12 protein-coding genes are annotated in these 14253 nt (G+C 62.4%); 10 read left to right on the top strand and 2 right to left on the bottom strand.

All coding sequences use genetic code 11. From position 1 onward, the window contains the following. Positions 1-189: 189 nt before the first annotated feature. Entirely contained in the window at positions 190-1089 is a 900-nt protein-coding gene (locus CSQ92_RS00120) for a DMT family transporter (protein ID WP_034785067.1), read from the bottom strand. Positions 1090-1320: 231 nt separating this feature from the next. Here CSQ92_RS00120 and gcvA point away from each other — a divergent pair, with 231 nt between their 5' ends. Then, complete coding sequence (gcvA, locus tag CSQ92_RS00115; protein WP_034759349.1) at positions 1321-2265, top strand: transcriptional regulator GcvA; 945 nt, start codon at positions 1321-1323, stop codon at positions 2263-2265. Continuing rightward, on the top strand, positions 2262-2606 hold the full coding sequence (locus CSQ92_RS00110) for a hypothetical protein (protein WP_099392903.1): 345 nt from the start codon (positions 2262-2264) through the stop codon (positions 2604-2606). Before gcvA ends, CSQ92_RS00110 begins: the two co-directional genes overlap by 4 nt. 138 nt (positions 2607-2744) lie before the next feature. On the opposite strand, the gene orn is transcribed toward CSQ92_RS00110, so the two are convergent. Further along, entirely contained in the window at positions 2745-3341 is a 597-nt protein-coding gene (orn, locus tag CSQ92_RS00105; protein WP_180276900.1) for an oligoribonuclease, read from the bottom strand. Between the two features lie 56 nt (positions 3342-3397). On the opposite strand from orn, the gene CSQ92_RS00100 reads away from it, so the two are divergent. The 8 genes from CSQ92_RS00100 to CSQ92_RS00065 all read left to right on the top strand — a co-directional run bounded on the left by CSQ92_RS00100 (position 3398) and on the right by CSQ92_RS00065 (position 14249). Next, positions 3398-4678, top strand: coding sequence for a M48 family metallopeptidase (locus tag CSQ92_RS00100; RefSeq protein WP_034785061.1), 1281 nt, complete (start codon positions 3398-3400; stop codon positions 4676-4678). Next, complete coding sequence (locus tag CSQ92_RS00095; RefSeq protein ID WP_052140377.1) at positions 4675-5040, top strand: 4a-hydroxytetrahydrobiopterin dehydratase; 366 nt, start codon at positions 4675-4677, stop codon at positions 5038-5040. Before CSQ92_RS00100 ends, CSQ92_RS00095 begins: the two co-directional genes overlap by 4 nt. After that, positions 5037-5942, top strand: a complete 906-nt coding sequence (gene rsgA / locus CSQ92_RS00090) for a ribosome small subunit-dependent GTPase A (RefSeq protein ID WP_058051032.1) — start codon at positions 5037-5039, stop codon at positions 5940-5942. The genes CSQ92_RS00095 and rsgA overlap by 4 nt, the downstream gene beginning before the upstream one ends. Positions 5943-6223: 281 nt before the next feature. After that, on the top strand, positions 6224-6640 hold the full coding sequence (locus tag CSQ92_RS00085) for a hypothetical protein (RefSeq protein WP_070259691.1): 417 nt from the start codon (positions 6224-6226) through the stop codon (positions 6638-6640). A gap of 244 nt (positions 6641-6884) precedes the next feature. Further along, entirely contained in the window at positions 6885-9740 is a 2856-nt protein-coding gene (locus CSQ92_RS00080) for an ATP-binding protein (RefSeq protein ID WP_099392902.1), read from the top strand. Positions 9741-10025: 285 nt separating this feature from the next. Continuing rightward, positions 10026-10946: an ornithine carbamoyltransferase gene (gene argF, locus CSQ92_RS00075; protein WP_070290636.1), complete on the top strand. Its 921-nt coding sequence runs from the start codon at positions 10026-10028 to the stop codon at positions 10944-10946. Between the two features lie 69 nt (positions 10947-11015). Further along, complete coding sequence (locus tag CSQ92_RS00070) at positions 11016-12251, top strand: argininosuccinate synthase (protein ID WP_034759383.1); 1236 nt, start codon at positions 11016-11018, stop codon at positions 12249-12251. Positions 12252-12437: 186 nt separating this feature from the next. After that, complete coding sequence (locus CSQ92_RS00065) at positions 12438-14249, top strand: methyl-accepting chemotaxis protein (protein ID WP_099392901.1); 1812 nt, start codon at positions 12438-12440, stop codon at positions 14247-14249. The last annotated feature ends 4 nt before the right edge of the window (positions 14250-14253 follow it).

Here is a 14253-nt window from a genome sequence, read left to right as displayed (position 1 = left end):
CTCCTTTCAAGGCGAACACTGGCTGGCATGGGCTGGCTGGTGGTGGGGGAATCTTGAAATCAATTATAAATGAGAATCATTCGCAATCAAGTGTTATTTGTGCGCGGCCAAAAAAAAGCGCCGCGGCAGGAAACCCGTCGCGGCGCAAAGGAGACCGATCGGTATTGCCGATCAGTTCAGGAAAAAAGTTCAGGCGCTGGCTTGCACGCCAGGCATGGAGACCGGCTTGGCACTGGGCCGCTGTGCCAGCAAGACCACGGCGGCCAGCACCATGGCACCGCCCAGCAATTGCGTGCCGCTGACGGATTCCTTCAGCAAGGTCACGCCGAACGCCATCGTGATGACGGGTTCAAACGTGGAAATGATGGATGCCTTGGCCGCGCCGATCTGCGCCACGCCGGCAAAGAAGGCGGCAATCGCGATGGCCGTCGAGAACAGGGCGATGGCGCTGACGGCCAGCCAGCCCGTCGCCGTGCCCGGCAAGGACACGCCTTGCCACAAAGCAATCGCGCTGTTCGACAGGCCAGCCGTGCCCAGGATCACCACACAGGCGGCCAATGGGTGAATATTCTCGCGGCTTTTCGACAGGCTGTTGCCAAACAGGATGTACACGGCGTACACGCCGGCGGCCATCAATGCCAGCGCGATGCCGATGGGCTGGCCCTGCAGCTTGCCGCCCAGGGTGATGGCCATGCCGGCAATGGCCAGCGCCATCAGCACCAGCATGCGCCGGTCCAGCTTTTCCCAGCCCAGCGCCAGCGCGAGGATGGTGACCAGCACGGGATACACGTACAGCAGCATGCCGCACAGGCCGCTGCTGGCATACATGAGCGCATTGAAATAGCCTTGCGACTGGGCCGTGTACATCAGGCCCATCAGCATGTAGCCGGCCAGCAGGCGGCCGCGCGGCAAGCGCCAGCCACCGAGCCACACGAGCGGCAGCAACAGCATGGCGGCGATGACGAAACGCAAGGCCAGCATGGTCGACGGGTTGACCCCGGACGCATATGCCGCCTTGGCAAACACTGCGGAACTGCCGAATCCGGCGGCCGACAGCAACACCAGCGCAACAGCGCGGCGATCAGACATGACTAAACCTCTTTGAGTACACCCGGGCAAACCTGCTGCGCATCGCGACGGTTTTCCCAGGCGTTGTAAATATAAATGCCAAGCAAGGCTGGTAGATGATTCATGCGTGAATCCTATTGCGGGTCACTTCACGCATAGCCGGCATCATATTCGCTTGCGCAAAATGAAACAAACCAATATTCTTCACGGATAGACCAAATAATACTGAGGCTCAATTCTCTTGAGAATGCCATGTCACGTCCCCTGCCCCCACTTGCCGCCCTACACGCCTTCGAGGCGGCCGCCCGCCACGAAGGCTTCCAGCGCGCGGGCGAAGAATTGCACGTCTCGGCCGGCGCCATCGGCCATCACGTGAAACAGCTGGAAGCGTGGCTGGGCATCGTGCTGTTCCAGCGCCTGCCGCGCGGCGTGGTGCTCACCAGCGCCGGCCAGCGCTATGCGGCCTCGCTGGGGCCGATACTCAACCAGCTGGCCGACGTCTCCGAGCAGGCGCGGCGCCAGGGCGATGACAAGGTGGTGACGGTGACGGCCACCAGCTCGCTCGTCTCGCGCTGGCTGATGCCGCGCCTGGGACGCTTGCGCGACCGCTATCCGCAGATCGAACTGCGCGTGCTGGCCTCGATGCACCCGGTCGACCTGGCGCGCGATGGCGTGGACGTGGCTATCCGCCTGGGACCGGGCCGTTATCCGGGCCTGAAAGTGGATTTATTGATGGAAGAATGGTTTTCCGCCGTCTGCAGCCCCGATTTCCGCGCCAACGCGGCCAGCCTGCGCCAGCCCGCCGACCTGCTGCGCTACCCGCTGCTGCACGACGAGCCGGAAGTGCACCTGCCCGGCGAAATCGACTGGACGCGCTGGCTGCACAGCTGCGGTGTGCATTACAGCGGCAATAGCGGCAACAGCGGCGCGCGCTTTTCGCACACGTATCTGTGCCTGGACGCGGCCGCCAGCGGCCAGGGCGTGGCCATCGCCGCCAGCCCCCTGATCGGCGACGATCTGCGCTCGGGCCGCCTGGTGCGCGTGTTCGAACACGCCGTGCGCGGCCCCCACTGCTATTATCTGCTGCGTTCGCCCCAGGCGGAAACGCGCCCCCTCGTGCACGCCTTCTGCGAATGGCTGATCGCCGAGGCGCGCGCCGACCAGGAAACCGTCTGGCCCACCGTGGAGACAGCATGACGAGCAGGGAACTGGCGCACAGCGCCCAATATATTGTCCAGCATGAATATGAACATGCCAAGGTGACGGCGGCCGATGGCCGGCAAGCCAGCCTGGACGAGTTCTATGGCGACCCGGCCGTGGCCTTGATCGATGTCCATGAGCAATGGTGCGCCGTGGCGGGCGAGGGATTGGTGCTGTGCCGGCTGGAGCAGCCGTTCGGGCAGTGCGTGGCGTATTTTCGCGAACCTGGCGAGACAGTGTGGATCACGGGCTTGCGGCAAACGGGACCGTTTGCGCTGGAGTGGCAGGATGAAGACGGCGTTTGGCACACCCTCGATTTTGACTTTGATACGATGTAACAGAACCTTCGCGACGCCTCACAAAACCGTAGCGAGCGGAAGGGAGAGGTGGCTAAGAAGCGCAACCGTACTCTGGTACGGTGAGCATCGCAGGCCGCCTATACCGACGCGCAGTAGGTTTTGTGAGGCGTTTTCAACTTACAATTTGATGAAGTGTTCGCGGTAGTACTTCAGCTCTTCGATCGACTCGAGGATATCAGCCAGCGCCGTGTGCTTCTGGTGCTTCTTGAAACCGGTGGCGATTTCCGGCTTCCAGCGCTTGCACAGCTCTTTCAGTGTCGACACGTCAACATTGCGGTAGTGGAAGAATGCTTCCAGCTTCGGCATGCCGCGTACCATGAAGCGGCGGTCCTGGCCGATGGTGTTGCCGCACATGGGCGACTTGCCTGCCGGTACGTATTTCTTCAGGAAGGCGATCAGCTCCGCTTCCGCCTGGGCTTCCGTCACGGTCGACGCCTTGACCTTGTCGATCAGGCCCGAGCGGCCGTGCGTGCCCTTGTTCCAGGCATCCATCTTGTTCAGGGTTTCATCCGACTGGTGAATCACGAACACGGGGCCTTCGGCCAGCAGGTTCAAGTGCATGTCCGTCACCACTACCGCCACCTCGATGATGCGGTCGGTATCGGGCTCCAGACCCGTCATTTCCATGTCGACCCAGACCAGGTTCATCTCATTTGGACGTACGGGCACCGCGGGTGCGGGGGTGGATGCAGTTAAGTCGGTCGCTTGTGACATAATTCTCTCTTGGCCTAATCAAACTAAATAATCAGCCATTTTCTCACAGGCACAGAATGTATTCACTCGCGTTTTCGATTTTGTTTGTATCCGTCCTCGTTTTGACCCTCGCCGTGCGCTTCTGGCTCGCTTCGCGGCAGATTCGCCACGTGCTGGCGCACCGCGCCGTTGTCCCGCCCGAATTCGCGGAAAAAATCCCGCTGGCCGCGCACCAGAAGGCGGCCGACTACACGGTGGCCAAGACCAAGTTCGGCTTGCTGACCCTGCTGATCAACTATGCCGTGCTGATCGGTTTTACCTTGCTGGGCGGCCTGCAATGGCTGGCGCTGCACCTGAATGAATGGATGGGTCCCGGCTCGCCCATGTTGTATCAGATCGGCCTGATCGCCGCCTTTGCCGCCATTTCCGGCCTGATCGACCTGCCCTTCGACTATTACCGCCAGTTCGTGCTGGAGCAGCGCTTCGGCTTCAACACCATGGCGCGCAAGCTGTTTTTCACGGACATGCTCAAGGGCGTGGGCCTGGGCGCCGTCATCGGCTTGCCGCTGATCTGGGTCGTGCTGACCCTGATGGCCAAGTCGGGCGACCTGTGGTGGCTGTACGCGTGGTTCGTCTGGAGCGGCTTCCAGCTGCTGATGATGGTGCTGTTCCCAACCGTCATTGCCCCCCTGTTCAACAAATTCACGCCGCTGGCCGACGAAGCGCTGAAAAGCCGCATCGAAGGCTTGATGCAGCGCGTCGGCTTCGCTTCGAAAGGCTTGTTCGTCATGGATGGCTCGAAGCGCAGCGCCCACGGCAATGCGTATTTCTCGGGCTTTGGCGCCAACAAGCGCATCGTCTTCTTCGACACCCTGCTGTCGCGCCTGGCGCCGCAAGAAATCGAAGCCGTGCTGGCGCATGAACTGGGCCACTTCAAGCTCAAGCACATCGTCAAGCGCATCGCCATGATGTTCGTCATCTCGCTGGGTTTCCTCGCGCTGCTGGGCTTCCTGAAGACGCAGCCGTGGTTTTACGCGGGCCTGGGCGTCGACCCGGTCGCGCTGGCGCTGACGGGCCAGCCGACGGACGCGCTGGCGCTGCTGCTGTTCATGCTGGCCTTGCCCGTCTTCACTTTCCTGCTGGGGCCGTTGACGTCGCTCAGCTCGCGCAAGCACGAATTCGAAGCCGACGCCTTTGCCGCCACGCACACGCAGGCGGACGACCTGGTGTCGGCGCTCGTCAAAATGTATGAAGACAATGCGTCGACCCTGACGCCCGACCCGCTGCACTCGGCCTTCTATGACTCGCATCCGCCGGCCAGCGTGCGCATCCGCCACCTGAAAGGGGCTTCCGCATGAATACGCCATCGACTTCGCAAGACCTGGCCCAACTGAGCTGCACGCCGCGCCAGCAGGCGCTGGGCGACACGGATATCGCCACCCTGCACGCCCTGCTGCCCCTGTGGACGGTGCAAAACGGCAAGCTGTGCCGCGACTTCGGCTTCAAGAATTACTACCAGACCCTGGCGTTCGTGAACGCCCTGGCCTATATGACCCATACGCAAGACCACCATCCGGAGCTCATCATTACTTACAAAACCTGCGCCGTGCGCTACGACACGCACTCGGTCAACCAGGGTGCCGGCGGCCTGTCCGAAAACGACTTCATCTGCGCCGCCAAGGCAGACCTTATCTACCAGAGCAGCCAGGTGGCCCCATGAGCGAAGGCAAGTTGACGGGCGTCATCATCGCCGCCCACGGCCGCCATTACCTGGCCGACGTGGACGGCGCCAAGCTGCAATGCGTAACGCGCGGCAAGAAAACCAATGTGGCCGTGGGCGACATCGTGCACCTGACGCGCACTTCCAACGACCAGGCCGTCATCGACCGCATCGAGGAACGCAAGACCTTGCTGTACCGCTCGGACCAGTACAAGTCGAAATTGCTGGCCGCCAACCTGACGCAGCTGTTCATCGTCGTGGCGACAGAACCGGGCTTTGCCGACGACCTGATCTCGCGCTCGCTGGTGGCGGCCGACGCGGCCGGCATCGAAGCGCGCATCATCCTCAACAAGACGGATGTAACCGCTTCGCTGGAACGTGCCCGGGAACGCCTGCTGCCGTATTCCTCGATGGGCTATCCCGTCGATGAGGTGTCGGCGCGCGCCGAACCGGAGCACGCCGTGGCCACCCTGGCGCCCCTGCTGGCGGGCCAGTCGTCGATCCTCATCGGCCAGTCGGGCATGGGCAAGTCGTCCCTGATCAACCTGCTGGTGCCGGACGCGGACATCGCCGTGCGCGAAATCTCGGCCGCGCTCGACACGGGCAAGCACACGACCACCTTTACGCGCCTGTACAAGCTCGACGAACTGGGCGCGAACAGCTCCATCATCGATTCGCCCGGCTTCCAGGAATTCGGCCTGTACCACTTATCCGAGGGCATGCTGGAACGGGCCTTCCGTGAATTCCAGCCCTACCTGGGCGGCTGCAAGTTCTATAACTGCCGCCACCTGATCGAGCCGCAGTGCGCCATCCTGCAAGCCTTGTCCGAAGGAAAAATCTCCAAGATGCGCCATACCCTGTACGGCCAGCTGCTGCACGAATCGGCGCAAACGCTGTATTAACGCGCCTGGCGCCCGCCATCGGAGCGGGCGCCAAACCGACAAAAACATTATCAACGCGAATTAAACAGAATTAAATTCTGCCGCTCAGCCCGCTTTCCTGCATTCATTCCAAAACCATCCATCGTCCGATTTCGCGTTTCAGCGCCGAATTCCTGCGTTTCATCGCTTTGCGCTGGCATCGCGCAGGCCCGATTGCTACCTTGGCATTGTCCCCGCCAGCGAACCTGCTGGAGACAACATTGGTCTAACTCCAACCAGCATTTTGATCACAAGGTGAAATCATGAAAGCATCGTTCTCGCGTACCCTCGCCCTCGGTAGCGCCGCCCTCGTCCTCGGCCTTTCTTGCCTCAGCGCCAGCGCGCTGGAAATCGGCGACCAGGACAAGGTCCAGATCTCCGGCAAGGTCTATAAACTGGCCCCGCAGGAATTCAGCCAGTACGGCAATCGCTACCAGCTCGACACGGGCGATACCTTGCTGCTGCGCCAGCAAGTCAACCGCTACTTCACGCAAATCAAGGGACAGCCCGAAATAGAGCTGTTCGGCCGCGCGCCCGGCGTCTTTGAAACGGCCAGCGGCACCCGCATGGAATTTCGCAACGATGGCGACGTCATCGCCATTACCGGACTGAACAATATTCCGGGCGCCATCGCCAAGGCTGGCGAAACAGCCAGCACCGTGCACTTCGCCGGCCGCTAGAACAAGCAGTACGGCACAAGCAGTACGGCACAAGCGGCACGGCCATCGCCAGGCTGTCCACGGGGCGTGCATCAGCCGGCAGGGGCTGATGCACGCCCCGCCTGCTTTGCGCCGCCTGAAATGGCGCGCGCAAAAAAATACTGTCGAGTCGGCCAAACAACTGCATCCGAATGCAGCTTACAATGCGATCCAATAAGGTGTCACTGGCCGCGGGCCAACACCATCGCCTTGCGGGAGATTTCGGATGGAAATGTTCGCCCTCGAACATGACATTGCACAATGGGAAGACACACTGCGGCCATTGCGCGCCCTGGAGCGCTTGCCCTTGCTGATGTTGCTGGCATGGCATTTGCGCCAGCGTAACTGCGCACAGGCGCTGCACCATGCAGACGAAGCGGCAACCTTGTTACCCCAGGCCCAGCTGCCGGCCCACGCCCTGGCCATCGCGCAGGCGCGCCTGCAACTGGTACAGGCGGAAGTGGCCTGGCTGCAAGGTGCGCTCGATGCGGCCGAAAGCCTGGCCATGGCGGCGCACGCCATCCTGTGCGCGCATGGCGACGGCGCCGCTTGCGCCGATGCGCACTGGCTGCTGTCCTCGATTGCCGTCGACCGGGGCGACCATGCCCGCTGCGATGCCGAACTGCTGGCCGCTGCCGAACAGGCGCGCAGCGCCGGCGATGCGATGCGCGCCAGCCTGGCCGACGCGGCCACGGCGCGCTGGGCCGTGCTGCGCGATGCGCCGGCCGCCCAAGCGCGCTGGGGCAGCCACTTCCAGGCCGACGGCGCCAGCGGCAAGCTGCCCGCGCCGCTGGCTGCCTGGGTGCATGATTTCCGCGGCTTGCTGGCGCACACTTCGCGCGACCTGGGCACGGCCGCCGGCCACTACATGCAAAGCTACGAAGCGGCGCTGGAAAGCGGCCAGCTGCGCGGCGCCATCACGGCCGCCATCAATATCGGCGACTGCTTCGCCAGTCTCAACGACAACGAATCGGCCCTCGAATGGATGCAGTGCGCGCTGGACCTGGCGCGCCCCACCGGCTGGCCCCGCAGCATCGGCGCCTGCCAGACGCATACGGCCGAAACCATGCGCAAGCTGGGGCGGCTGGCCGCGGCCGAAGACTTGCTGCGCCAGGCGCTGCTCATCCTGGCCCCCGTGGCAGGCGCGCGCACCTATGCCAACGCCCTATTCCACCTGGGTGAACTGAGCCTGGACAAGGGCGACTACGACACGGCGCTCGACGCTTTCAGCCGGCTGGCGCAGCGCGCCGAAGCGCTGGGCCAGGCCGATTTCCGCAGCATGGCGCAGCGCGGCAGCGCCCACGCGCTGTCCTACCTGGACCGCCCCGATGAAGCGCTGCAGGCGGCCGAACGGGCTTGCCAGCTGGCCACCGCGCAAGGCGACGCCATGCACCAGGTGGCGGCGCTGCGCGTCTTGTCCATGCTGCATGCCCGCCACGAGCTGCCGCCGCCCGCAGGCATGCTGGAACGCAATCCCGCCCTGCATTTCCTGCACCAGGCGCTGCAGGTGGCCGCCTCCATCGAAGGCTATTCCCCGCCCGGCGAACTGCTCGATGCGCTGGCGCGCGAATACGCGCATGCGGGCGACTATGCGCGCGCCTACGATATCGCCCTCGATGCGGGCATGGCGCGTGAAAAAAGCCACACCCAGCAGGCGAGCAACCGCGCCACCGCCATGCAGGTCTACCACCAGACGGAACATGCGCGTTCGGAAGGCTATCACCACCGCGAACTGGCCGCCTCCGAAGCGCGCCGCGCCGAAGTGCTGCAACAGACCAGCGACACCCTGGAACGGCTGTCGGCCATCGGCCAGGAAATCACCACCCACCTGGACGCCAGCGCCGTATTCCAGGTGCTGGACCGCCATGTGCATGCCTTGCTGCCAGTCAACACCTTCGCCGTCTACATGCTCGATCCGGCTGGCACGGCGCTGCGCCGCGCGCACGGCATGGAAGCGGGCCGTCCCCTGCCCGACAACGCCATTCCACTGAGCAATCCACGCGCCTACTCCGTGCGCTGCCTGCTGGGCCGGCGCGAAGTGTATATCGACCAGGTACCGCCGCGCCGCCATGCCTACACGGTGCCCGGCACCCTGCATAACCAGAGCGTGCTGTACGTGCCGCTGATGGTGGGCGAACGCGTGCTGGGCGTGATGACGGTGCAAGCTTGCCATGCCAACGCGTATGGCGAACGCGAGCGGCTGATCTTCCGTACCCTGTGCGCGTATGGCGCCATCGCGCTCGACAACGCCAGCGCCTACCGGCAGTTGCAAGATGCCCAGGCGCAACTGGTATCGCAGGAAAAACTGGCTGCCCTCGGTTCGCTGATGGCCGGCGTGGCGCATGAACTGAATACCCCGATCGGCAACAGTTTATTAATCGCCAGTACCATGCAGCAAAAGACGGAAGACGTGGAACGCCTGATGAACGGCCCCGGCCTGCGCCGCTCGGACCTGGCCGCCTTCATCGACGATGCGAACAAGGCGTCGGCGCTGGTGATGCGCGGCCTGCGCAGCGCGGCCGACCTGGTCAACAGTTTCAAGCAGGTGGCCGTCGACCGCACCACCGAGCAACGGCGCCGATTTGACTTGCAACAAGTAAGCAATGAAATCATCGCCACCGTCATGAACCGCATCCGCAGTTCGGGCCACCGCATCGAAGTGGAGATAGCCTTCGGCATCGCCATGGACAGCTATCCTGGCCCGTTCGGCCAGGTGATCACCAACCTGATCAACAATGCCCTGCTGCACGCCTTCCCCCCCGCGCCCAACGATGGCGGCGCCGGCACGGGCCGCATGCGTTTGTCCGCCACGATGGAGGCGGCGCGCGTGCAGATCGTCTTCGAGGACAATGGCGGCGGCATCGCCGAACAGCATTTGTCGCGCATCTTCGACCCCTTCTTTACCACCAAGCTGGGCCAGGGTGGCAGCGGCCTGGGTTTGTCGATCAGCTACAACATCGTCACGGCCCTGCTGGGCGGCACCATCCAGGTGACCAGCAGCCCTGCCGGCACCCGCTTCACCCTGGACTTGCCCCTGGTGGCGCCCCAGCTGGACGGCGCTGCGCCCGCCAGCATCTATTAATCCACCGCCCCGTTGCCCGGGCGCAGGCTTGCCTATACAAGTACGCGCCCGGCCAGTCTTTCCAATCTAAAAGCAAAACCCTTATAATTGAACGGCTGAAGTACTTGCCATTGCATTATTTTCAACTTGGCAAACCGCATCGTACCGCGCGACAGGCGTCGCGCTGGCACCGATCAACACAGCAGCGCGCCGGGCGAGGCAGTCATCAGACGAGATGTTTTACGCTGATGCAACCCGGCGGGAAAGGCACGCCGCCGGCGGCCTGCGCATCTTCAAGTGGTCATTATGTCGACAAAAAAACCGATCAAGCACTACCTCCAGTTCTCCGATTTCACGTTGGAAGAGTACGAATATGTGATCGAACGCGCCCATCTGATCAAGCGCAAGTTCAAGAACTACGAAATCTACCATCCCCTGATCGACCGCACCCTGGTGATGGTCTTTGAAAAGAACTCGACCCGCACGCGATTGTCGTTCGAAGCCGGCATGCACCAGCTGGGCGGCGCCGCCATCTACCTGAACACGCGCGACTCCCAATTGGGCCGCGGCGAGCCGGTGGAAGACGCGGGCCAGGTCATGTCGCGCATGTGCGACATCATCATGGTGCGCACCTTCGGCCAGGAAATCATCGAGCGTTTCGCCGCCAATTCGCGCGTGCCGGTGATCAATGGCTTGACCAATGAACACCACCCGTGCCAGGTCTTTGCCGACATCTTCACCTACATCGAACACCGCGGCTCGATCGCCGGCAAGGTCGTCGCCTGGATCGGCGACGCCAACAACATGCTGTACTCGTGGCTGCAGGCGGCCGAAGTGTTCGGCTTCCACGTCAACGTGTCGACGCCGAAGGGCTACGACATCGACCTGTCGCAAGTCAAGACCGAGCGCTACACCTTCTTCGCCAACCCGTCCGACGCCTGCGAAGGCGCGCACCTGGTCAACACGGACGTGTGGACCAGCATGGGCTACGAAGCGGAAAACGCGGCCCGCATCGCCGCCTTCGACGGCTGGATCGTCGATGGCGCGAAGATGGCCCGCGCGGCGCCCGACGCGCTGTTCATGCACTGCCTGCCCGCCCACCGCGGCGAGGAAGTAGCCGCCGAAGTGATCGACGGCCCGCAATCGGTAGTGTGGGACGAAGCGGAAAACCGTTTGCACGTGCAAAAAGCGCTGATTGAATACCTGTTACTGGGTAAAATCCAATAATTCGCCTGGAACTGCAGAACTCCCGGCAGCATCGCAACACATATATCGACAACGACAACTGGAAGCAATATGAGCGACATTAAAAAAGTAGTCCTGGCCTATTCCGGCGGACTCGACACCTCCGTCATCCTGAAATGGCTGCAAGATAACTACCAGTGCGAAATCGTCACCTTCACGGCCGACCTGGGCCAGGGCGAAGAGCTGGAACCGGCGCGCGCCAAGGCCATCAAGTTCGGCATCAAGCCGGAAAACATCCATATCGAAGATGTACGCGAAGAATTCGTGCGCGATTTCGTCTTCCCGATGTTCCGCGCCAATACCGTGTACGAAGGCGAATACCTGCTGGGCACCTCGATCGCCCGTCCTTTGATCGCCAAGCGCCTGATCGAAATCGCCAACGCCACCGGCGCCGACGCCATCTCGCACGGCGCGACCGGCAAGGGCAACGACCAGGTGCGTTTCGAACTGGGCGCCTACGCGCTGAAGCCAGGCGTGAAAATCATCGCTCCATGGCGCGAGTGGGATCTGCTGTCGCGCGAAAAACTGCTGAAGTATGCGGAAGACGCCGGCATCGAAATCGACATGAAGCACAAGAACGGCGGCGCGCCGTACTCGATGGACGCCAACTTGCTGCACATCAGCTTTGAAGGCCGCCACCTGGAAAACCCGAGCGCCGAAGCGGAAGAAACCATGTGGCGCTGGACCGTCAGCCCTGAAAAGGCCCCGGACGAAGCGGAATACCTGGACATCGAATACGAAAAAGGCGACATCGTCGCCATCAACGGCGTGCGCATGTCGCCTGCCACCGTGCTGGCCGAACTGAACAAGGTTGGTGGCAAGCATGGCGTGGGTCGCCTGGACCTGGTGGAAAACCGCTACGTCGGCATGAAATCGCGCGGCTGCTATGAAACCCCGGGCGGCACTATCATGCTGAAAGCCCACCGCGCCATCGAATCGATCACCCTGGACCGCGAAGTGGCCCACCTGAAAGATGACCTGATGCCGCGCTACGCATCGATGATCTACAACGGCTACTGGTGGGCGCCTGAGCGCGTTGCCCTGCAAACCCTGATCGACCACACGCAGGAAACCGTGAACGGCTGGGTACGCATCAAGCTGTACAAGGGCAATGTCATCGTCGTCTCGCGCGATTCGAAGACGGATTCGCTGTTCGACATGAACATCGCCACCTTCGACGAAGACGGCGGCGCCTACAACCAGGCCGATGCAGGCGGCTTCATCAAGCTGAACGCCTTGCGCATGCGCATCGCCGCCATCGCCCGCGAAAAGCGCGGCCAGAAGTAATTAGTTGCCGGGAGGCACTGCCTCCCGCAGCTGCCTGAGCCGCCCACGGGCGGCTTTTTTGCGTCTGGAGCGCACTCTGCCGCAAATTACGCCCCGCCACGTCCCGAGATCGCCCCCATTTTGCTGTCCGCATGGCAAAATGCTACAGTGCAATTGTGCTGACCTTCCCGCTTCCGGAGCCCTCCCATGTTCAAAGACCTGAGTATCAAGAATAAACTGTACCTGGGCTTCGGCTCCATCGTGGCCATCATCCTGATCCTGCTGGGCGTGGCCTACAACAGCTTTTCGCGCCTGTCGGAAGCCAATGCATGGGACCGCCACACGATGGAAGTACTGGTCGAGATCGACAGGATTCACAATTCCATCCTGCAAATCCAGGTGGAAGCACGCGGTTTCATCCTGACAGGCAACGAAGCCTCGCTGAACCCTGGAACGGACGAGATGGCGGTGCTGAGCCAGCACACGCAAAAAGCCATCGCCATGACGGTCGACAACAAGGTACAGTCGGAACGCTTCCGCAAGATCGACCAGCTGACCACCACCTGGGTGAAGGAGTGGATCAATCCCCTGATCGAGAAGCGCCGCGCGCTGGGCAACGCGCCGGGCGCCACGGAAGCGGTGGCGCGCACCATGCCGCCGACCGGCTACCCGGCCGTCGCGCAAGCGAACAAGCTGCTTGACGAAGTCGCCGCCGAAGAATCCCGCTTGCTGGTCGAACGCACGGCCACCACGACAAAATTGCAGGAAACCATGATGCTGACCCTGGCGCTGGGCGGCCTGCTGTGCGTGGTGCTGGCGCTGGGCATTTCCTACCTGCTGGGCCGTTCCATCCTCGGCCCGCTGAACAGCCTGACGGACGCCGTCGGACGCATCGCCGGCGGCGAGCAGGGCGCGCGCGCCGCCATCATCTCGCGCGACGAGCTGGGCAAGGTGACGGAAGAATTCAACCGCATGGCGCAAACCATCCAGGATAACCAGGCCAACGAACTGGCCGCGACGAATAGCTTGCGGGCCAAGGTCGATTCCCTGCTGGAAGTGGTGTCGAAGGCGGCCTCGGGCGACCTGACGGGCAAGGTCAGCATCACGGGCAATGACGCCATCGGCCAGCTGGGCAACGGCCTGGCGAAGATGTTCGAAAACCTGCGCAGCCTGCTCAACAATGTACAAAAGGCCGGCATCCAGGTGACGACCTCGGCCACGGAAATCGCCGCCTCGGCACGCCAGCAGGAAGCCACGGGCATCGAACAGGCGCAAACCAGCGTGGAAATTCTCAGCACCACCAAGGAAATCTCGGCCAACACGAGCCAGTTGCTGAAAACCATGGAAGACGCCACCGCCGTGGCCGACTACACGACGAATGCCACGGCCGAAGCACAAAACAACCTCAAGCGCATGGACTCGACCATGCAGCACATGGTCTCGGCCACCGACTCCATCAACGCCAAGCTGGCCGCCCTGTCGGAAAAAGCCAGCAATATCAATAGCGTGCTGATCACCATCACCAAGGTGGCCGACCAGACCAACATCCTGTCGCTGAACGCCGCCATCGAGGCGGAAAAAGCGGGCGAGGCGGGCCGCGGCTTCTCCGTGGTGGCGACGGAAATCCGCCGCCTGGCCGACCAGACGTCCGTCTCCACGTGGGATATCGAGCAAATGCTCAAGGAAATGCAGTCGGCCGTTTCGGCCAGCGTGATGGGCATGGATAAATTCTCGGAAGAAATTCGCCGCAGCGTGGGCGAGGTGCGCCAAGTGGCGGAACAATTGTCGTCCGTGATGGACCAGGTGCAGAAACTCACGCCGCAATTCGATGCCGTTCTGCAAGGCATGCAATCGCAGGCCATCGGCGCGTCGCAAATTTCCGACACCATGATGCAGCTCAACGATGCCACGCAGCAGACGGTGGAATCGCTGAAAGCCACCAGCGAAGCGGTACACCAGCTGCAATATGCGGCGGGCGACCTGCAGTCGAGCGTGTCGACCTTCGCCGTCACCATCTGATCCC

The organism is Janthinobacterium sp. BJB446 (assembly GCF_002735655.1).
GTDB lineage: Bacteria > Pseudomonadota > Gammaproteobacteria > Burkholderiales > Burkholderiaceae_D > Janthinobacterium > Janthinobacterium lividum.
The sequence above is the reverse complement of the archived record's forward strand: the minus strand, read 5'-3'. Positions and strand labels throughout refer to the sequence as shown.

Coding starts and splice junctions, on each gene's coding strand:
- CSQ92_RS00080 (WP_099392902.1), top strand. CDS start 6,885: ATGGAAATGTTCGCCCTCGAACATGACATTGCACAATGGGAAGACACA.
- CSQ92_RS00085 (WP_070259691.1), top strand. CDS start 6,224: ATGAAAGCATCGTTCTCGCGTACCCTCGCCCTCGGTAGCGCCGCCCTC.
- orn (WP_180276900.1), bottom strand. CDS start 3,341: ATGTCACAAGCGACCGACTTAACTGCATCCACCCCCGCACCCGCGGTG.
- argF (WP_070290636.1), top strand. CDS start 10,026: ATGTCGACAAAAAAACCGATCAAGCACTACCTCCAGTTCTCCGATTTC.
- gcvA (WP_034759349.1), top strand. CDS start 1,321: ATGTCACGTCCCCTGCCCCCACTTGCCGCCCTACACGCCTTCGAGGCG.
- CSQ92_RS00100 (WP_034785061.1), top strand. CDS start 3,398: ATGTATTCACTCGCGTTTTCGATTTTGTTTGTATCCGTCCTCGTTTTG.
- CSQ92_RS00065 (WP_099392901.1), top strand. CDS start 12,438: ATGTTCAAAGACCTGAGTATCAAGAATAAACTGTACCTGGGCTTCGGC.
- rsgA (WP_058051032.1), top strand. CDS start 5,037: ATGAGCGAAGGCAAGTTGACGGGCGTCATCATCGCCGCCCACGGCCGC.
- CSQ92_RS00120 (WP_034785067.1), bottom strand. CDS start 1,089: ATGTCTGATCGCCGCGCTGTTGCGCTGGTGTTGCTGTCGGCCGCCGGA.
- CSQ92_RS00070 (WP_034759383.1), top strand. CDS start 11,016: ATGAGCGACATTAAAAAAGTAGTCCTGGCCTATTCCGGCGGACTCGAC.
- CSQ92_RS00110 (WP_099392903.1), top strand. CDS start 2,262: ATGACGAGCAGGGAACTGGCGCACAGCGCCCAATATATTGTCCAGCAT.
- CSQ92_RS00095 (WP_052140377.1), top strand. CDS start 4,675: ATGAATACGCCATCGACTTCGCAAGACCTGGCCCAACTGAGCTGCACG.